Consider the following 19000-nt stretch of genomic DNA (forward strand, 5'->3'; position numbering starts at 1 on the left):
CTGGAGGGCGGCGACCTCGCGGCGTTCTGCGCGGGCGCCGCGCCGCTGCTCGACGGCGAGGAGATCGTCGCGCCCGTCCCGCCGCCGCAGGTCTTCGGGAAGTCCTGACCGCGGGACCCGTCTGCCGCGCGGACCCCGATCGGGGAACCGGGCCCGCCGCACGGCCCCGCGGGGAAGCGGACCCGGCATCAGTTCCCGCCCGAGACCCATGCGCTTCGGTAAGGGACGGACTCCCCGCGCGTATCGACCTCATCGAGCCCCGCCATGTCCCATAATCGAGCGATGGAGTCGTCCACCCGAATTCTCATTCTCGGCATGGATTCGTCGGGGATAATTCTCCAGTTCGACCGCAACGCCGCTGCGGTTCTGTGCCCGAATGGGGACGCCCTCCTGGGTTCCCGGCTGGACGAGGTCATTCCCGGCGCGCGCAGGCCGCTGCTGGAGGCGCTGAGGGCCGGGCGGGAGCGCACGGCCATGCTCGCCGTGGAGTCCCCGGTCGGCGGCATGCTCGACGCCGTCGTCACCGTCCACCCGATGAGCGGCGGCGCGCCCGAGATCGCGGCGCTGGCCGTGGTGAAGGTGCCGGTGCCGCTCGCGGACCGGTTCGTCGACCCGGCCGTCATCCGCCGCGCCCTGCTGGACGACGCGCTCCCGCGGATCGGCTCCACGCTCGACCTCGAATTGCTGGCGCGCGGACTCATGGACGTGCTCGTCCCGCACTTCTGCAATTCCGGCGCGCTGCTGCTGCTGGAGAACCATATCGACGCCGACGAGGGCCCGCAGGGCCCCGACGGCCCGCAGCTGCGCCGGATGGCGATCGGCTTCGACGACCAGGACCCGGTCTGGGACGCGACGTTCCCGACCGGGGAGTCCCTCGCCTACCCGGAGGGGACGCCGCACGCGCTGTGCCTGGCGTCCGGCGAGCCGGTGCTGCGCGTGCTGGGCGGGGAGGGCGCGGCGAGCCTCGCCTCCTCCTGGCGCCGCCCGCCTGTCGCCGAACTGCTCAAGGGCGCGTCGATGCTGCTTCTGCCGATTACTTCGGCGGCGGGCGTGCTCGGCTTCTTCGTCTGCACGCGCAACGTCGCGCACCGGCCCTTCGACGCCTACGACGTCGAGATCGGGATGGAGTTCGCCACCCGGGCGGCCATCTTCGTCGAGAGCGCCCGGCAGTACTCGCGGGAGCGGGCGACCGCGCTGACCCTGCAGCGCAGCCTCCTGCCGACCGGGCTGTCGGCGCCGTCGCCGGTGGAGGTGCACCACCGGTACCTGCCGGGCAGCCGGCTGATCGAGGTCGGCGGCGACTGGTACGAGTCGATCGCGCTGCCGGGCGCGCGGGTCGCGCTGGTGGTGGGGGACGTGGCCGGGCACGGCGTGAAGGCCGCCGTCACCATGGGGCGACTCCGCACCGCGATCCACACCCTCGCCGGGCTGGAGCTGCCGCCCGCCGAGGCGCTGGAGCGGCTCGACTCCCTGATGCGGACGCTCGGCGAGCGCGAACCCCACTTCGCCACCTGCGCCTACGTCGTGTACGACGCGGTCAGCGGCCAGTGCGAGGTGGCCAGCGCCGGGCACCTGCCGCCGCTGCTGGTCCCGCCCGGCAGGGCCTCGGAGTACCTGCCGGTCCCGCCCGCGCCGCCGCTCGGCGTGGGCGGCGAGGGGCCCATCGTCAGCCGCGAGTTCACCGTCGAGGACGGGACGCTGCTGTTCCTGTACACCGACGGCCTGGTGGAGAACCGGGCGCGCGACATCGACGACGGCCTGGCCCGGCTGCGCGCCACGTTCGGGCCGGGCGCCGCCGCCCGCCCTCTGGAGGACCTGTGCCAGGCGGCCCTCGACGGCGTCTACGACGACCAGCATCGCGACGACATCGCCATGCTGGTGGCGCGGCTGGCGCGGATCCCGGCCGACCGGCACGCCTCCTGGGAGCTGCCCGCCGAGCCGGCCGCCGTGCGCCGGGCGCGCGGCCTCATCCGCGACCGGCTCGCCCGCTGGGGCCTGGAGGACATGGCCTACACCACCACCCTGCTGGCCTCGGAGCTGGTCACCAACGCGATCCGGCACGCGGGCGGCCGCATCGGGCTGCGGCTGGTGCGGGAGGGCGGGCTGGTCTGCGAGGTGTTCGACTCCTCCGACGGGCACCCCCGGATCCGCCACCACGACGAGGACGACGAGGCGAGCGAGTCGGGCCGGGGCCTGCACGTGGTGGGGCGGCTGGCGCAGCGCTGGGGGGTGCGCCGCACCCGGGACGGCAAGGTGGTGTGGTGCGAGCAGCCGCTTCCCTGAAGGGCGGCTAGCGCAGCACCGAGATGTGGACGTGGTCGTAGTGGTTCTGGGTGATGCTCCCCCGGTCCTCCATCGGCCGCCATCCGCCGCCGCGCACGTTCCAGATGTGCTGCCTCCAGATGACGTAGGAGATGCCGAGCCGCCGCGCGTTCGCGACGGCGTACCGGGCGACCTCGTCGCCGTGCCGCTGGGCGCCGGCGGTCGGCGGCCGGCCGCCGGTGCTCTCCATGAAGTCGCAGGCGCGGCCGTCGCCGTGGTCCTGCGGATCGCCGGTGGAGCGGTGGCAGCCGATCACGGGGAAGGGGCCGAACATCCCGGCGATCTCCAGCAGGACGGTCCGCATCGTGGGCGTCATCGCGTTGCCGGTGATGGGGGAGCGGCCGCCGGACGCCCCGTCGGGCCGCCCGGTCACCCGCGGGGGGCTCTTGGGCCGCGTGCGGCCGGTGCTCTTCGGCGCGGCCAGCGTCGCCACCTTCGTGCCGCGCGGGAGCACCTTCTTCAGGCGTTTCACCAGCGCCGCGGTGTCGGCCTCCGGTGCGCTGATGACGAGGCCGTTCCCGTCCGGCAGTCCCAGCGCGCGGGCCTGGTCGCGGGACACCACGGCGCCGACGTCGCCGATGCCCATCGAGGCGTAGGCGCCGACGCGGACCCGCGCCGGGGCGGTGCTGCGGCCCGCCGGGACCACCGCGCCGAGGGGCAGCGCCCCGTCGCGGCTCTGCTCGAACGACACCGCCAGGCCGCCGGACGCGACGGTCTGCCACAGCTGGTCGGATCCGGCGGTGGGCTCGGGCGCGAACGCGCGGAAGACCGACGGGTCGACGCCGAGCAGGCCCATGCGGCGGTCGCCGACCATGGCCCGCGCGGCGTCCACGACCGCGACCCCGGCGACGCCGTCGAGCCGCTTCGCCCGCTCGACGGCCTGGGGCGGCAGCGTGGCCGTCCCGGCGACCAGCAGGTGCGGCGTGTAGCGGCGGGTCAGCGGCGCGACGGCCGGCGTCCGCGGCGCTTCGGTGACCGACACCAGGTTCCCGGGCCGGCGGGGCCCGCCGCCCGTCCGGTCCCGCGCGAGCACGGTGACGTCGGCCGCGAGGGTGAGCGCGATCCCGGCCGCGATGACCGCGGAGAGCGCCCTGCCACTGCGTCGCATCCGTTCCCGCCCCCGTCTCCGTCGCCGGTCAGTCCCACCAGAACGACCAGTTGGTCTTGCCGCGGATCTCCTCGGCGTACCCGGCGAGGGTGCCGGGCCCCTGGAAGAGGATGTCGGGGCAGAACGCCCAGTGCTCGGCCGCGACGTGCACGGCGTGCCGGGTGCTCACGGGAGGCGCGGCCACGCTGAGCTCCAGGGTGTTGAAGCCGAGCGCGACGACGCGGGCGCCGAAGCGGTCCTCCCAGCTTCGCAGGACGGCCGAGAGCGGCGCCGTCCACTCGTTGTGGTTCAGCGCGCCCTGCCAGCCGACGGTGGCGAGCGCGTCGGCGCCGCGGTCCACCGCGACCAGGCCGAGCGACATGCCGCGTGAGGCCAGGGCGCGGGCGTGCCGGTCGGCCATGGCGTCCGGGTCGTCGAGCGGCACGCCGGCGGGCGCGGGGCCGGGGCACTGCCGCCCGTAGGGGGCGAGGTCGTCGTGGTCGTCGTCGGCGGCCTGCTCGGCCCAGTCCGCCCACACCTCGTACATGAACGCGTGGGGGTGGTAGTTGCCGACCTCGGCGACCGGCTCGGGGGCGATCTGGCCGGCCGCCCACGGCTGGTCGGACTCGTCCATGAGCAGCGGCCACAGGCCCGAGCGGGCGTGCTCGGCGCGGAACCGGGCCCACAGGTCGCCGCCGGCGGGCTCGTCGCTCAGCCAGAACGCGGGCCGCAGGAGGAGCTGCCGTTGCGGGTACCCGGGATCGGGCCAGACCAGGTCCCCGTCGGGCAGCGGAACCGACAGCGTCCGGGCGGGCGCGCCGTCCCCGGCGCCGCCGTCGAACAGCTGCGGCAGGTCGCCCGGCAGGTGCCGGACCTCCACATCATCCATTTCACGCCGTTCCGGTACAGAGCATGCCAGTGGCGATCGTAACGGCGGTGGGGGCCGCCCGGGGGACGAGCCGTGCGGTTCGGTCGTCCGGCCGGGCGGCCCGGTCGGGCTCAGGGCTCGCGGCGGCCGCGGAGCAGCAGGTCGATCAGGACGGCCGCGGCGGCGAGGCCGGTGACGGCGCTGACGGCGATCTGGATCAGGCCGTCTCCGAGGACCGCGTTCGACAGGACGTTCACCCCGATGAGGATGCAGATCAGGGTCCAGCGGGTGGAGTTGCTCATGGCGGTGCCTTTCAGGAGAGGGAGGGAGGGGTGCGCCGGCGCAGCACGGCGCGCGCCGGGAGGAGGATCGCGGCGGCGCCGGATCCGGCCACGCCCAGGAGGATCGCGGCGCATGCCAGGGGCGGGATGGAGGGAAGGGGAAGGCCGGTCACGCGGGCCGCGAACGCCGTCAGGGTCACCGCCGCGATGAGGGCGCCCACCGCGATGCCGGTGCCGAGCACGATCGCGGCCTCGAAGCGGAGCATCCGGAGGACCTGGCGGCGGGTGGCGCCCACCAGCCGCAGCAGCGCGAACTCGCGGCGGCGCGCCGCCGTCGCCAGCGCCAGCGTCGTGACGAGGCCGATGAGGATGAACCCCGTGATCGCGGCGACCACCAGCAGGCTGACGAAGCCCTGGAGCCTCATCTCCTGCGAGAGGCCCGCCTGGTAGGCCTCCGGGCTGAGCACCCGTGCCCCGGTATAGGCGGCGGTGGCCGCGCTCAGGTCGGCCCGCCCGCGGACGAGGACGCGGTCGTCGAGCGGCGAGGCGGAGTGCGCGGCCACGACGCCGTGGGGGAGCAGCACGTCGCCGAAGCCGAGGCCGCGGTCGTAGACCGCCACGACGCGTGCCCGGATCCGCGTCCCGTCCGCGAGCCACAGCGGTGCCGTCGAGCCGACGCGCAGGCCGCCGGCGACGTCCCGGCTGAGCGCGACGGTGTCGCCCCGCAGATCGTCCAGGCGGCCGGACGACACCCCCGGGTCCAGCGTGGCGGCCGCGTCCGCGCCGACGCCGCTGCCGTTGAGCGAGCGCAGGTTCTTCTCGCCCAGCTCCTTGACCGCCATGACGACGGTGGTGTCCCTGACCGGCGTCGCGGCCGTCACGCCCGGGACGCGGCGCACCGACCCGGCGGCGCCGGACGGGAGCCCGGGGCCCGCCGCCACGACGATCCGGTCGGCGCGGTTCCCGTCCTCCGCCTGGGTCCGCGCCGCGTGGGCGACGGTGGACTGCGCGAAGAGCTGGACGCCCGCGAACGCGACCGCCAGGGCGACCGGGGTGATCAGCGACCCGGCGCGCAGGGCGGCGGCGCCGGCCGCCTGCTGGGCCATCCGCCCGGCCACCGGCGAGGCGGCCCGGGCGGCGCGGCCCAGCACCCGGTTCCCGGCCCGCGCCACCAGCGGCCCGAGGAAGGCCGTGGCGATGATCAGCGAGACGACCAGGCCGCCGATCGAGGCGTTCGCGGCGGCCCCCGTGGCGCCCGCCGAGAAACCGAGGGCGTTCAGGCCGGCGACGAGGAAGGCGGCGCCCGTGACGACGCGCCAGCGGGGCAGGCGCGGGTTCTCGGCGGCGGCCTCGCCCAGCGCCTCCACGGGCCGGATCCGCGACGGCCGCAGCGAGGCGAGGAACGCGGTCGCGGTAGCGGCGAGCAGTGTGATCGCGACCGCCGCGAGGACGGGCAGCGGGCCGAGCGCCAGGCCGAAGCCGTCCGGCAGGACGCCCTCGCGGACCATCGCCGCGTGCAGCGCGGCGCCCGCCGCGAGGGACAGCGCGCCGCCGGTCAGCGCGGCAGGCGCCCCCACCCGCAGCGTCTCGCGCAGGAGCTGTCCCCGCACCTGGCCCGGCGTCGCCCCGACCGCCCGCAGCAGCGCGAACTCGCGTGCCCGCTCCCGCACCGACAGCACGATCAGGCCGCCGACGACCACGAGGGCGGTCATCACGCCGACCCCGCCGAGCGAGGCGGACAGCTCCACGATGTCGGGGCGCGAGGAGGCGACGGCCGGGTCCTCGGCGTCGCCGCGCGCCGCGCCGAAGGAGACGGCGAGCCCGGGAGCGGCCCCGCGGAGCGCGTCCTCGTCGGGGTCGCCGAGCACCGCGAGGGCGTCGGCGAGGCCCGGGCGCCCGTCGAGGGCCGCGGCCGTCGCCGCGGTGAAGAACGCCGCCGCGGGGCCCTCGGCGACGAGCCCGGACACCCGGTAGGGGCGGGGCGGTCCGTTTACCTGGATCCGGACCACGGCCCCGGGCGCCAGGCCCGAGGACCGGCTCAGCACGACCTCGTCCGGCGCCCGCGGTGCCCGGCCCGCGCTCAGCCGGTAGGGCCGCAGCGCGGCCGACTCCCAGCCGTGTCCGGTCACCGGCCGCCCCGAGGAGAGCACGGCGGGGAAGGACACGTCCGCGACCACGGCCCGCACGCCCGGAACGGCCCGCAGCCGGGCCGCGGCCGAGACCGGGACGGGGGCGGGCTCGGTCAGCGGCCGGCTCTGCTCCTCCGGCTCGTCCGCGAACCTCCCCATCCGGTCCGTGACGCTCCGCGGGCCGGTCACGACCGCAGCGGCGGCGCCGAACCGCTCGACCGGCGCGTGCGCCCGCAGCGCCGACTCCAGCAGCACCCCGCACGCCCCGACGAGCGTCGCCGCGAACGCCAGCGCGACGAAGACCCCGGCGAACGCCCCCCTGCCCTTCACGGCTCCGCGCTTCACAGCGTCTCCCAGCGGGACAGGACGGCCGACGGGGTCGGGGACGCCAGCTCGTCGACGATGCGGCCGCGGCTGAGGAACAGCACCGAGTCGGCCCACGCGGCGGCCGCCGGGTCGTGGGTGACCAGGACGACCGTCTGGCCGGTCAGGTCGACGGCCTCGCGCAGCATCCGCAGGACGTCGCGGGCCGTGCGCGGGTCGAGGGCGCCGGTCGGCTCGTCGGCGAAGACGACCTCGGGGCGGGTGATCAGGGCGCGGGCGAGGGCGGCGCGCTGCTGCTGCCCGCCCGACAGCTCGGCGGGGCGGTGCCGCAGCCGGTCCGTGAGGCCCACCCGCCGGACGATCTCCTCCAGCCGGGCCGGGTCGGGCTCCGTGCCGCCCAGCCGCAGGGGGAGCGTGATGTTCTGCTCGACGTCCATGGCCGGGACCAGGTTGAACGCCTGGAACACGAACCCGATCCGCTCCCGGCGCAGCCGCGTCCGCTTCGCCTCGCTGAGCCCGCCGATGTCCACGCCGCCGATCCGGACCGTGCCGCCGCTCGGGCGGTCGAGCCCGGACGCGCAGTGCAGGAACGTGCTCTTGCCGGACCCGGACGGCCCCATCACCGCGGTGAACCCGCCGCGGCGGAACGTCCAGGTGACGCCGTCCAGGGCCCGCACGTCCCCGTAGGTCTTGGTGACCGTGTCCAGGCGCACCGCCTCCGCGGTCGCCTCGGCCGTCATCGTGGTCATGGTGCCTCTCCGTGGAATGCCGCCTCTCACCTGGACGAACCTAGGTTTCGCGGGGGTCCGGGCACATGGGCGCGCACTCCCGAAACGGTGGTGTAGCGGGCTACACCACCGGCCTGGGGGCAGGCCTGGGTGCGGGGGGCGCCGGCGTCGCCTACGGTGTGCTGCGAGGTGACATGAACCGAGCCCTGAGACGCAGCGCGGAGGCGACCGGCGAGCTGGTCGGCGCCCTGCGCACTGGCCTGCCCGCGATGGCCGGGCTCGTCCCGCTCGTGGCGGCGCTGGCCCTGTCGTTCCTCGTGCTGCCGTGGCTCCCGACGGCCGTCAAGCCCCTGCGTGCGCTCGCGAACGCCGAACGGCGACGGGCCGGGCGCGTCCTCGGCCGCGAGATCCCCGAGCCGTACCGGCCGCCCTCCGGCGAGGGGCTCGGCGAGGCGGGGCGCCTGCTGCGATCGCCCTCCACGTGGCGGGACGCGGCCTGGATGGCGGCGCACGGGCTCACCGCTCTGGCTGCCGCCGCGGTCGCGGTCGCGGTGTGGCCGGCGATCCCGTTCACGCTCTCGCTGCCGCTGTGGTGGTGGGCGGCGCCCGAGGGCTCCCAGGCGGCGTTCATCACCTTGGACAGCTGGCCCAAAGCGCTGACGATGCCGTTCCTGCAGGGCGCCTTCGACCTGGGCATCCTGCTGTGGCTGGTGCCGCGGATCCGTTGGTGGCAGGCCAGGCTCGCCGAGGTGCTGCTGTCGCCCACCCGGCGCACCAGCCTCGCCGAGCGGGTCGAGGAGCTGGCCGAGACCCGCGCCGAGGCCCTGGAGGCGCACGGCGCCGAGCTGCGCCGCATCGAGCGCGACCTGCACGACGGGACGCAGGCCCAGCTCGTCGCCGCCGCCCTGCGGCTCGGCCTCGCCGACCGCCGCTTCGACGCCGATCCCGACGCGGCCCGGACGCTGTTCCTGGAGGCCCGGGAGGGCGTCGAGGAGGCGCTCGCGCAGCTGCGGACGGTGATTCGCGGCATCTACCCGCCGATCCTGTCCGACCGCGGCCTGGCCGGGGCGCTGCTGGCCCTCGCCGCCGGGCAGCCGATCCCCGTCGAGCTGGACGTCGAGGACGGCAGGGCGCCCGCCGCCGTCGAGGCCGCCGCCTACTTCGTCGTGGCCGAGGCGCTCACCAACATCGCCAGGCACAGCGGCGCCCGGCACGGATGGGTCGCGCTCCGGCGCGAACCCGCCCGCCTCACGATCACCGTGCGGGATGATGGCAAGGGCGGGGCCGACCCGGACCGGGGCAGCGGGCTCGCGGGCGTCCGCCGCCGGGTGGCGGCGCTCGACGGGACGACCCGCCTCGACAGCCCCGACGGGGGAGGGACGACGCTTCAGGTGGAGCTGCCGTGCGGATCGTGATCGCGGAGGACAGCGTCCTGCTCCGCGAGGGCCTGGCCATGCTGCTGGACGCGGGCGGCCACGAGGTGGTCGCCGCCGCGGGCAGCGGCCCCGACGTGCTGCCCGCCCTGCTGGAGCACCGCCCGGACGCCGCCGTCCTGGACGTGCGGCTGCCGCCGGGGTTCCGCGACGAGGGGCTGCGCGCGGCGATCGAGGCGCGCAGGCGGCTGCCGGGCCTGCCGGTGCTGGTTCTGTCGCAGTACGTGGAGCAGACCTACGCCGCCGAGCTGCTCGCCGGCGGCGCTGGGGGCGTCGGCTACCTGCTCAAGGACCGGGTCGGCCGCGTCGACGAGTTCCTCGACGCCCTCGACCGCGTCGCCGCCGGCGGCACCGCCCTCGACCCCGAGGTCGTGTCCCAGCTGATGACGTCCCGGCACGACCCCCTCCAGGAGCTCACACCGCGCGAGCGCGAGGTTCTCGGGCTGATGGCGCAGGGCCTTGACAACGCCACGATCGCCGCGACCCTCGTCATCACCGAGCGGTCGGTGAGCAAGCACATCGGCGCCGTGTTCGCCAAGCTCGGCCTGCCGCCCACCGACGGCGGGCACCGCCGCGTGCTCGCCGTCCTGGCCTACCTGAACTCGTGAGGCTGCGCCGGGCCGCCCGCGCCCTCCTGCTGGACGGCGACGCGCTCGTCCTGCTGCGCCGCACCGTGCCCGGCCGCCCCGTCTACTGGACGACCCCGGGCGGCGGGATCGAGCCGGCCGACGCCTCGCCCGAGGCCGCCCTGCGCCGCGAGCTGGACGAGGAACTCGGCGCGACCGCCGGACCCGTCCGGCAGGTCTTCGCGTGCGCGGAGCAGGCCCCCGAGCTGCACCGCCTCACCGCCTTCTACGTGTGCCGCCTGGTGACGATGGACCTCTCGCGCCGGCACGGCCCCGAGTTCGACGACCCCTCGAAGGGCCGCTACGACGTCGACCTCGTCCCGTGCACCCCCGCCGTCCTCGGGCACCTGAACCTCGTCCCCGAGGTGCTCACCGCCTACCTGCGCCACCACGCCGGTGACCTCCCCGGGCTCGTTCCCTAGCGGGGCCGGGCGGCCAGCGCGATCAGGTCGGCCAGCTCCGGGAGCGGGAACGGCGTGTCGTGCAGGCGGCTCGTCGCGATCCGCAGGTGCGGGCCGGACGGGACGATCTGGTAGCGGCTGCCGGGCGCCGCGGCGACGCCGTGCGCGGCCAGCGTGACCAGGGCGCCGGACTCGTCGGCGACCGGGACCCACAGCATCAGGCCGTCGCGGTTGCCCGTCGGCACGCCCCGCTCGGCGAGCGCGGCGGCCAGCCCGTCGCGGCGCTCGGCGTAGGCCAGGCGCGCCCGTGCCACGATCTCGTCGGTGGCGGGGTCGGTCAGCAGGTGCGCGAGGGCGTCCTGGAGGACGCGGCTCGTCCAGCCGGTGCCGAAGCTGCGCAGGACCCGGACCCGCTCCACCGGTTCGGCCGCGCCGCCGATGACGGCGATGCGCAGGTCGGGGCCGTGCGACTTGGAGTAGGAGCGCACGAGGACGGTGCGGTCCGGCAGGTGGGTCCCGACGCTGACGGCCGGTGAGGCGGACGCCTCGCCGGTGCCGTCGTCCTCGATCACGAGGGTGCTGACCGGCGCGAGGAGCGCGGCGAGCGCCGCGGCCCGCGCGGGGGTGAGCGCGTGGCCCCGGGGCGTGTGGGCGCGCGGCTGGTACACGAACGCGGCCGGCCCCTCCGCCAGGGCCTCGGCGAGGGACTCCGGCTCCGGGCCCTCGGCGTCGCAGGCCACCGGGACGACCTCGGCACCCTGCGCCTCCAGGATGTCCAGCAGCCGGGCGCCGGTCGGGTCCTCCACGGCGATCCGGTCGCCGGGGACGGCGACGGTCTGGCAGACGAGCTGGACGCCCTCGTAGCCGCCGCCCGCCGTGAGCATGGCGGCGGCGGGGAAGGGCCAGCCCGGCTCGACGGCGGCGCGCAGGGCGGGAGTGATCGTCTCGCGGGTGTAGTCGTTCAGGTGCGGGGTCCGGGCGCCGACCGCGAGCGCCGCGTCCAGGGGCGGCAGCAGCGCCGGGTCGGGCGCGGCGACGGCGAGGTCGATCGCGAGCCGGGTGCCGAACTCCCCGATTCGCTCGTACCGCGCGGGGTGCGGGACGTTCGGCGGGCCGATCACCACGGTGCCGCGCCGCCGCTGGGCGCTGACGACGCGGTGCCGGCGCAGCGTCGCCCAGGCGTCGGCGACGGTGCCGGGGCTCACCCCGAGCTCCGCCGCGAGGCCGCGGACGGTCGGCAGCCGGGTGCCCGCCGGGATCTCACCGCCGCGGATCAGGCCGGTCATCGCCGCGGCGATGCCCCGGGCCGTGCGGTCGCCGATGCGCTCGGCCAGCCACGCCGCGTCGGTCACGCTACCTCCGGACAAGTTATGTGCAGTAACAAAACGCCCATTGTACTGGCTACAAACAGACCCTAAAGTCGGATCCCATCGCGCCCCGATGTGCGGGCAAACCCCCTTCTACGTGCAGAGATGGAGTGCTGTGCCGATTCCACGGATACGTCTGGCGGTGCGGGACTGGGACCATCTGGTCCCGCTGCTGACCGGCCGGACCGGCGCCCGGGGGGCGGCCCTGGAGGTCGAGACCCGCGACGCCACCCCCGACGTCCTCGCCGAGCCGGGCCTGGACGGCGGCGAGACGTCCTTCAGCCGCTACGCCCTCGCGCGCGCGGCCGGCGACGACCGGCTCGTGGGCCTGCCGGTGTTCCTCATGCGAGGCTTCCGGCACCGCTGCGTGCTCGTCCGCTGGAGCAGCGGCCTCTCCTCCCCGCGGGACCTGGCGGGCGCCACGATCGGGCTCACCGGCTGGCCCGACTCCGGCAACACCTGGACGCGGGCGCTGCTGCGGGCCGAGGGCGTCGACCTGTCCGGCATCCAGTGGCGCGTCGGGTCGCTCGCGGCCGGCGAGACCGGCAAGGACCGCGTCGGCCCCCGCCCGCTGCCCGGCAACGTGCGGGTCACGGGCACGCCCCTCGTGGAGGGGCTCGCCGACGGGAGCCTCGACGCGATCTTCACCCCGTTCATGCCCCCGGAGATGTTCACCGCCGGCGGCCGCTTCCGCCACCTCTACGGCGACTACCGCGCGGCCGAGACGGCCTACTACGCCGGGACCGGTTTCGTCCCCGGCATCCACCTCCTCGCCCTCAAGCGCGAGGTCGTGGACGCCCACCCCTGGCTCCCCGAGGCCGTCCAGGAGGCCTTCGCGGCGTCCAAGCGCCTCTGGCTGGAGCGCCGCCGGCTGCTCGCCGACACCACGCCCTGGCTGCTGGACGAGCTGGAGGCGCAGGCGCGGATCTTCGGACCCGACTGGATGCCCTACGGGACCGAGGCCAACGCCGCCATGACCGCCGCGTTCTGCGCGGAACTGTACGAGCAGGGCATCGCGCCCCGCCCGATCAAGGCCGAGGAGCTCTTCGGATGAGGATCGCCGTGGGCCAGTTCGCCTCCACCGAGGACTGGCAGACCAACCTCAAGACCTGCATGACGCTGATCGACGAGGCCGTCCAGGGCGGCGCCGGCCTGCTGGTGCTGCCCGAGGACTCCCTCGCCCTGTTCATCGACGAGCCCGCCCGCATCACCGGCGCGGCGCAGCCGCTGGACGGCCCCTTCGTCACCGGCCTGCGCGCCCACAGTGAAGGCTCGCGCACCACGATCGTCGCGGGCGTCCACGAACCGGCCGGGGACGGCAAGGTCCACAACACCCTCGTCGCCGTCCGCGACGGCGAGCTCGTCGCCGCCTACCGCAAGGTCCACCTGTACGACGCGTTCGGCGCGCGGGAGTCCGACCGGGTGGCGCCCGGCGACGGAGAGCCCGTGGTCGTCGACTGCGACGGCTGGAAGGTGGGCCTCATGACCTGCTACGACGTAAGATTCCCGGAAATGGCCAGGCTGCTGGTCGACGCGGGCGCCGACGTGCTCGCGCTGCCGGCCGCCTGGGTGCGCGGCCCCGCGAAGGAGCGGCACTGGGAGGTCATGGTGACCGCCCGGGCGCTGGAGAACACCTGCTACGTCGCGGCGTCGGGGGAGTGCGGCCGCCGCAACATCGGATCGAGCATGGTCGTCGACCCGCTCGGCACCGTCCGCGACCGGCTGGGCGACCGGCCCGGCCTCCTGTGGGCCATCGCCGACCAGGAGGAACTGGCCGAGGCCCGCCGCGCGCTGCCCGTGCTCGCCAACCGCCGCTTCCGCGTCGACCCGTCCATCCGCCCCCTGAAGGAGACCGCATGAGACGCGCCATCGCCGCCCTGGCGGCGGCGGCCCTGCTCGCGGGGACCGCCGCGTGCGGGGCGAACCCGCCCGAGGCCGAGGGGATCCTCAACGGCGAGTCCTCGCAGGGCGTCGGCGCCGCCGACCTGCGCCAGACGCTCGACCACGGGCTGCACGACCGGCTCCCCGCCAAGAACAAGGCGTCCGGAACGCTGATCTCGGCCAACAACGGCTCGTTCCCGCCCTACGAGATCGCGGGCTCGGACGGCCGGTCGCTGAGCGGCGCCTCCGCCGACCTGTCCACCGCGCTCAGCCAGCTGCTCGGCGTCAAGATCGAGCACGTGACCGTGGACGGGCTGCCCAGCCTGCTCACCGGCATCAAGGCCGACCGGTACGACTTCGCGATGGGCCCGGTCGGCGACTTCCCCGAGCGCGAGAGCGCCAACGACTTCGTCGACTGGGTCCGCGAGTTCGTCGTCTTCGCCGTCCCGAAGGGCAACCCCAGGCACATCGGGTCCATCGCCGACACGTGCGGGATGAAGATCTCGGTGATGGCGGGCGGGTCGGCCGAGGACGTCGTCAAGTCCCAGTCGGCCACGTGCGTCCAGCAGGGCAAGCCCGCGGTGCAGGTGCAGTCCTACAAGGACCAGCCGACCGCGATTCTCGCCGTCAGGTCCCACCGGGCCGACGGCTTCTTCTCCTCGCAGGCGCCGCTCAGCTACTTCGTGAAGCAGTCGGGCGACGACCTGGAGCTCGCCGGGACGGGCAAGGCCAACGGGTTCGACGACCTCTACCAGGGCTCGGTCGTCGCCAAGGACTCGCCGCTGCGGGACGTCCTGCTCGACGGGTTCCGCAAGCTGATCGAGAACGGCACGTACAAGAAGGTCATGACCAAGTGGGGCCTGACCGCCAACATGCTCGACAAGCCGGGCGTGAACCTGGCGCCGAGGAAGGGGTGAGCCGAGGTGACCATGACCAAGGAGCATCCGCGCGGCACCGTCGGCGACGTCGACGTGACGGGCGCGGCGCACGTGCGGCACCCGCTGCGGTGGCTCGCCTCGCTCGTCGTGCTCGTGCTGGCCGCCCAGTTCGCCCACCTGCTGTGGACCAACGACAATTTCCAGTGGGACGTCGTCGGCCGCTACATGAACGCCTCCATCATCGGAGACGGCATCGCCATCACGCTCGAACTGACCGTCATCGCGATGGCGGTCGGCATCGCTGGCGGTGTCATGCTCGCGGTGGGGCGGCTCTCGGACAACCCGCTGCTGCGCGCCGCGTGCGGCCTGTACGTGTGGTTCTTCCGCGGCGTGCCCGTGCTGGTGCAGCTCGTGCTCTGGTACAACCTGTCGGCGCTGCTGCCGCGGCTGTCGGTCGGCGTCCCGTTCGGGCCGGAGTTCCTGCACGGCGACACCAACCACCTCATCACCCCGCTGATCGCCGCCATCCTCGGGCTCGGCCTCAACGAGGCGGCCTACATGGCGGAGATCATCCGCGGCGGGCTGCTCGCCGTGGACCCCGGCCAGACCGAGGCCGCCCAGGCGCTCGGCATGGGCGGCGCCCGCACCTTCCGGCGGATCGTGCTGCCGCAGGCGATGCGGTTCATCGTCCCGCCGACCGGCAGCCAGGTGATCAACATGCTCAAGGCCACCTCGCTGGTCAGCGTGATCGCCCTCGCCGACCTGCTCTACACCGTCCAGTCCATCTACAACCGGACGTTCCAGACCATCCCGCTGCTGCTCGTCGCCTGCCTCTGGTACCTGGTGATCACCTCGATCCTGTACGTCGGGCAGTCGTTCATCGAGCACCACTACTCGCGCGGCGCCACCCGCGACGCCCGGCAGGGCTTCTGGGACTTCGTCCTCATGCGGCGCCGCCGTCCCGCCCCGGAGGTGTCGCCGTGACCGCGCTGGAGAAGGACCCGCCGACGGCCGTCGTCCCGATGGTGCGGGCGCGGGGCGTCCGCAAGAGGTTCGGACACCTGGAGGTACTGAAGGGCGTCGACCTGGACGTGGGCCCCGGTGAGGTCGTCGTGATCCTCGGGCCGTCCGGTTCGGGCAAGTCGACGTTCCTGCGGTGCGTGAACCACCTGGAGACCATCGACGGCGGCTCGGTCCACGTGGACGGCGAGCTGATCGGGTTCAGCGTGTCCGGCGGGAAGCCCCGGCACCTGCGCAAGCGCGAGGTCACGCGGCAGCGCCGCGAGATCGGCATGGTGTTCCAGCAGTTCAACCTGTTCCCGCACCTCACCGTCCTGCAGAACGTCATGGAGGCGCCGACCGGCGTGCGCGGCGACTCCCGCGCCGAGGCCCGGGCGCGCGCCGGCGAGCTGCTGGCCAAGGTCGGCCTCGCCGACAAGGCGGGCGGCTACCCCCGCCATCTGTCCGGCGGGCAGCAGCAGCGCGTCGCGATCGCCCGCGCGCTGGCGATGCGGCCGAAGCTGATGCTGTTCGACGAGCCGACCTCCGCACTGGACCCCGAGCTGGTCGGGGACGTGCTGGACACCATGAAGACCCTCGCCGAGGAGGGCCTCACCATGATCGTCGTCACGCACGAGATCGGCTTCGCGCGCGAGGTCGCCGATCGCGTCGTCTTCATGGACGGCGGTGTCATCGTGGAGTCCGGCAGCCCCTCGGAGGTCCTGGACCACCCGCGCAACGAGCGCACGAAGGCCTTCCTCAGCAAGGTGCTCTGACCGGCCGCCGCCCGGCCGGCGCGGCGGGGGCCGCCGGCCGGGTATGGCGAAGGCGTGATACCGCGAGGCCGGGAAGGGTATTTGATCGTCTCCCGGGCGGACGGGAGGCTGGTCCTGGAGCGGAGGTGCGTTCGTGGACGATCTGGGCGACTGGCCGGGCAGTCAGCTGAGCGACGAGGAACTGGACGTCGCCTACAACGTGCGCAGGAAGGCCGGTCCCGAGCTGTTCGACCGGCACATGGCCCGGTACCGGGCCATGTCGGAGGCGGCGGTCGAGGGGCTGCCCGGGCGCCCGGGGATCGTCTACGACGAGGCGAGCGGGGAGCGGCTCGACGTCTGGGGCGCCGGCGAAGGGCTGCGGCCGGTGTTCGTGTTCCTGCACGGCGGTTACTGGATGGCTCTGTCGCGGGACGTGTCGTCGTTCATGGCGAGGATGCTGCACGAGCAGGGCGTCGCGACCGTGGTGCCCGACTACACGCTGGCGCCGAAGGCGACGCTGGAGGAGATCGTCCGGCAGGTGCGGGCGGCCGTGGCCTGGGTGCACCGGCACGGGCGCGAGCACGGACTCGACCCCGACCGCATCGTGGTGGGCGGCAGCTCGGCGGGCGGGCACCTGACCGGGATGACGATGGTCGGCGGCTGGCAGGAGCCGCTCGGGCTGCCCGCCGACGTCGTCAAGGCCGCGATGCCGTTCAGCGGGCTGTTCGACATCCGCCCGATCACCCGCGTCTACGTCAACGAGGCCGTGCGGCTGGACCTGCCGCGGGCCGCGGCGCTGAGCCCGGCGCTGCTGCCGGCGCCGTACCGCTGCCCGGCCGTCCTCGTCGTCGCGCAGGACGACGGGGAGGGCTTCCTCGCGCAGTCCCGGCTGTTCCATCCGCACTGGGACGCCGGAGACCTGATGGTCGTGCCGGGCCGCGACCACTTCGACGTGGTCCTCGACCTGGCGGATGCGGACTCCGCGGTGGGCCGGGCGCTCGTCGACCTGGTCCGCGCGGTGTGATCAGCCTGCGGTGATCTCGGCGGCGGCGCGGCGGAGATGGTCGAGCATCAGCCGGGCCGACGGAGTCGGGGCGCGGTGCGCGGGCAGCGTGACGCCCACCTGGCGGCGGACGGTCTCCAGCGGCACGGGCAGCGGCGCGATGTCGGCGTCGGTCCGCGCGACCAGCTCGGGAAGGGCGGCGATCATGTCGGTGTCGCGGACGAGGGTGCGGACGGTCAGCACCGACGTGCACTCGACCAGGTTGCCGGGCGGGTCCAGGCCTTCGGCGCGGAAGACCTGTTCCAGCTCCGACCGCAGCGCCGTCTGCTCCAGGGGCAGCACCCAGGGGTAGGCGAGCAGGTCGGCCAGGCCGAGGCCCGCGACGGAGCGCGCGGGATGGCCCCGGCGGGCGACGAGGCGGACGGGTTCGCCGTAGAGGGTGATCTGGCGCAGGCCGCGCAGGTCCCCGATCGGGTTGAGGCGGCCGAGGATCAGGTCGATCTCGCCGTCCAGCAGGCGCGGGACCTGCGCGTCGAAGGTGGCCTCCTGGACGATCACGGTGACGCCGGGGCGGTCCCGCTTCAGCGCGGCGATCGCGCGGGGGAGCAGGACGCTGGAGCCCGCGAGCAGCGTGCCGATCGTGACCGTGCCGACCTCGCCGTCGGCCAGGCCGCTGATGCGCTCGCCGGCGCGGCGGAGCTCGGCCAGGACGGCGCGGGCGTGCTCGACGAACGCGTCGCCGAACATCGTCGGGGTCATGCCGCGCGGGCCGCGGGTGAACAGTTCGACGCCGAGGATGCCCTCCACCTCGCGCAGGCTGCGCGTCACGGCGGGCTGCGCGAGCCGCAGGTGCTCGGCGGCCCGCAGGACGCTGCCCTGGTCGGCGACCGCGACGACGAGCACCAGGTGCCGCAGCTTGAGCCGTCCGTTGAGCAGGTCGATCGCGCGCATGCCGACTTGTTATCACAGTTCTGTCATATCCGCTGGCTCCGGGGTCACCGCCCGGGTATGGCGGCGGGGTCGAGGTATCCCTCGGCCTGGAGGGCGAAGAGCTCGGCGTAGCGCCCGCCGGCCGCCATCAGCGAGGCGTGGGTGCCGTGCTCGGCGATCCGGCCGCCGGCGAGCACGTAGATGTGGTCGGCCGTCCGGACGGTCGAGAAGCGGTGCGAGATGAGCAGCACGGTGCGTCCGGCGAGCAGGCCCCTGAGGCGCTCGAACAGGTCGTGCTCGGCGCGGGCGTCGAGGGTGGCGGTCGGCTCGTCCAGGATGACGAACGGCGCGTCGCGGAAGAATGCCCGGGCGAGCGCCACCCGCTGCCACTGGCCGCCGGACAGGTCGACGCCTCCGGCGAACTGCGGTCCGAGCAGCGTCCCGTAGCCGTCCGGCAGGCCGCGCAGGAACCGGTCCGCCCCGGCGGCGAGCGCGGCCCGCTCGACGGCCCGCCGGTCGCCGGCGCGCTCGGGCCTGCCGAGGGCGATGTTGTCGGACGCCGGCAGCAGGTAGCGCTCGAAGTCCTGGAAGAGCACGGCGACGGAGGCGCGCAGCTCCTCCGGGTCGGCGCCCGCGACGTCGACCCCGTCGTAGAGGATCCGCCCCGACTCCGGCCGGTACAGGTGCGACAGCAGCTTCGCCAGGGTCGTCTTGCCGGAGCCGTTCTCGCCCACCAGCGCGACGACCTGGCCCGCCCTGATCGTGAGGTCGACGCCGTCCAGCGCGGGGCGGGACGCCGCGGGGTAGCCGAATCCGAGGTTCTCGGCCGTCAGCACCTGGAAGGGCGGCGGCGCGGGCTCGGCGTGCGCGCGCTCCGGCGGGCTGAGGAACGACCTGAGGTCGCGGACGAACGGCGCCGCCTCGAAGAGCTGGTCGGTGCCCGCCGCGGCGGCGCGGAGGCGGGAGGCCAGCAGCAGGACGGCCTGCG

At 74.9% G+C, this 19000-nt stretch carries 18 protein-coding genes; 10 read left to right on the forward strand and 8 right to left on the reverse strand.

What is annotated here, in order from left to right:
- Positions 1 to 282 precede the first annotated feature (282 nt).
- A complete protein-coding gene (locus ABWI04_RS35450) occupies positions 283 to 2283 on the forward strand; it encodes an ATP-binding SpoIIE family protein phosphatase (protein ID WP_345179148.1) in 2001 nt (666 codons plus the stop codon).
- Positions 2284 to 2290: 7 nt separating this feature from the next.
- Here ABWI04_RS35450 and ABWI04_RS35455 read toward each other — a convergent pair whose 3' ends face one another.
- The 5 genes from ABWI04_RS35455 to ABWI04_RS35475 form a co-directional block, all read right to left on the reverse strand.
- The gene (locus ABWI04_RS35455; protein WP_353835122.1) at positions 2291 to 3430 is read right to left on the reverse strand and encodes a VldE C-terminal domain-containing protein; all 1140 of its coding nucleotides are present in this window, start codon (positions 3428 to 3430) and stop codon (positions 2291 to 2293) included.
- Positions 3431 to 3458: 28 nt separating this feature from the next.
- On the reverse strand, positions 3459 to 4298 hold the full coding sequence (locus tag ABWI04_RS35460) for a DUF4253 domain-containing protein (protein ID WP_353835123.1): 840 nt from the start codon (positions 4296 to 4298) through the stop codon (positions 3459 to 3461).
- Between the two features lie 110 nt (positions 4299 to 4408).
- Positions 4409 to 4579, reverse strand: coding sequence for a hypothetical protein (locus ABWI04_RS35465; protein ID WP_345179141.1), 171 nt, complete (start codon positions 4577 to 4579; stop codon positions 4409 to 4411).
- Between the two features lie 11 nt (positions 4580 to 4590).
- Positions 4591 to 7032 (reverse strand): FtsX-like permease family protein, encoded by a 2442-nt coding sequence (locus tag ABWI04_RS35470; protein ID WP_353835124.1) that lies wholly within the window; start codon positions 7030 to 7032, stop codon positions 4591 to 4593.
- Positions 7029 to 7760 carry an ABC transporter ATP-binding protein gene (locus ABWI04_RS35475; protein ID WP_353835125.1) on the reverse strand — a complete coding sequence of 244 codons (732 nt, stop codon included), beginning with the start codon at positions 7758 to 7760 and terminating at the stop codon, positions 7029 to 7031. The genes ABWI04_RS35470 and ABWI04_RS35475 overlap by 4 nt, the downstream gene beginning before the upstream one ends.
- 173 nt (positions 7761 to 7933) lie before the next feature.
- Between ABWI04_RS35475 and ABWI04_RS35480 the strand changes: the two genes are divergently transcribed.
- The 3 genes from ABWI04_RS35480 to ABWI04_RS35490 are packed head-to-tail and all read left to right on the forward strand — an operon-like array spanning position 7934 to position 10220.
- Positions 7934 to 9154 (forward strand): sensor histidine kinase, encoded by a 1221-nt coding sequence (locus ABWI04_RS35480; RefSeq protein ID WP_353835126.1) that lies wholly within the window; start codon positions 7934 to 7936, stop codon positions 9152 to 9154.
- Entirely contained in the window at positions 9142 to 9780 is a 639-nt protein-coding gene (locus tag ABWI04_RS35485; protein WP_345179131.1) for a response regulator transcription factor, read from the forward strand. Before ABWI04_RS35480 ends, ABWI04_RS35485 begins: the two co-directional genes overlap by 13 nt.
- Positions 9777 to 10220, forward strand: coding sequence for an NUDIX domain-containing protein (locus ABWI04_RS35490; protein WP_353835127.1), 444 nt, complete (start codon positions 9777 to 9779; stop codon positions 10218 to 10220). Before ABWI04_RS35485 ends, ABWI04_RS35490 begins: the two co-directional genes overlap by 4 nt.
- Here the strand turns inward: ABWI04_RS35490 and ABWI04_RS35495 are convergent.
- Positions 10217 to 11551, reverse strand: a complete 1335-nt coding sequence (locus ABWI04_RS35495; RefSeq protein ID WP_353835128.1) for an aminotransferase class I/II-fold pyridoxal phosphate-dependent enzyme — start codon at positions 11549 to 11551, stop codon at positions 10217 to 10219. The two genes, ABWI04_RS35490 and ABWI04_RS35495, sit on opposite strands and share 4 nt — an antisense overlap.
- A gap of 130 nt (positions 11552 to 11681) precedes the next feature.
- Here ABWI04_RS35495 and ABWI04_RS35500 point away from each other — a divergent pair, with 130 nt between their 5' ends.
- The 6 genes from ABWI04_RS35500 (at position 11682) to ABWI04_RS35525 (ending at position 17103) form a co-directional block, all read left to right on the forward strand.
- Positions 11682 to 12620: a substrate-binding domain-containing protein gene (locus ABWI04_RS35500; protein ID WP_353835129.1), complete on the forward strand. Its 939-nt coding sequence runs from the start codon at positions 11682 to 11684 to the stop codon at positions 12618 to 12620.
- Entirely contained in the window at positions 12617 to 13426 is an 810-nt protein-coding gene (locus ABWI04_RS35505) for a deaminated glutathione amidase (RefSeq protein ID WP_345179125.1), read from the forward strand. Before ABWI04_RS35500 ends, ABWI04_RS35505 begins: the two co-directional genes overlap by 4 nt.
- Positions 13423 to 14364: an ABC transporter substrate-binding protein gene (locus ABWI04_RS35510; RefSeq protein ID WP_345179123.1), complete on the forward strand. Its 942-nt coding sequence runs from the start codon at positions 13423 to 13425 to the stop codon at positions 14362 to 14364. Before ABWI04_RS35505 ends, ABWI04_RS35510 begins: the two co-directional genes overlap by 4 nt.
- A gap of 12 nt (positions 14365 to 14376) precedes the next feature.
- Positions 14377 to 15309, forward strand: coding sequence for an amino acid ABC transporter permease (locus tag ABWI04_RS35515; protein ID WP_345179221.1), 933 nt, complete (start codon positions 14377 to 14379; stop codon positions 15307 to 15309).
- Positions 15310 to 15347: 38 nt separating this feature from the next.
- Positions 15348 to 16100 (forward strand): amino acid ABC transporter ATP-binding protein, encoded by a 753-nt coding sequence (locus tag ABWI04_RS35520; protein WP_353835132.1) that lies wholly within the window; start codon positions 15348 to 15350, stop codon positions 16098 to 16100.
- Between the two features lie 133 nt (positions 16101 to 16233).
- Positions 16234 to 17103, forward strand: a complete 870-nt coding sequence (locus ABWI04_RS35525; protein WP_353835130.1) for an alpha/beta hydrolase — start codon at positions 16234 to 16236, stop codon at positions 17101 to 17103.
- On the opposite strand, the gene ABWI04_RS35530 is transcribed toward ABWI04_RS35525, so the two are convergent.
- Together ABWI04_RS35530 and ABWI04_RS35535 are read right to left on the reverse strand one after the other, a co-directional pair.
- Positions 17104 to 18033 carry a LysR substrate-binding domain-containing protein gene (locus ABWI04_RS35530; RefSeq protein WP_345179119.1) on the reverse strand — a complete coding sequence of 310 codons (930 nt, stop codon included), beginning with the start codon at positions 18031 to 18033 and terminating at the stop codon, positions 17104 to 17106.
- A gap of 44 nt (positions 18034 to 18077) precedes the next feature.
- On the reverse strand, positions 18078 to 19000 hold a 923-nt coding region (locus ABWI04_RS35535; protein ID WP_353835131.1), incomplete at its 5' end, for an ABC transporter ATP-binding protein.

Source organism: Actinomadura sp. NPDC000929, assembly GCF_040492065.1.
Taxonomy (GTDB): domain Bacteria; phylum Actinomycetota; class Actinomycetes; order Streptosporangiales; family Streptosporangiaceae; genus Spirillospora; species Spirillospora verrucosospora.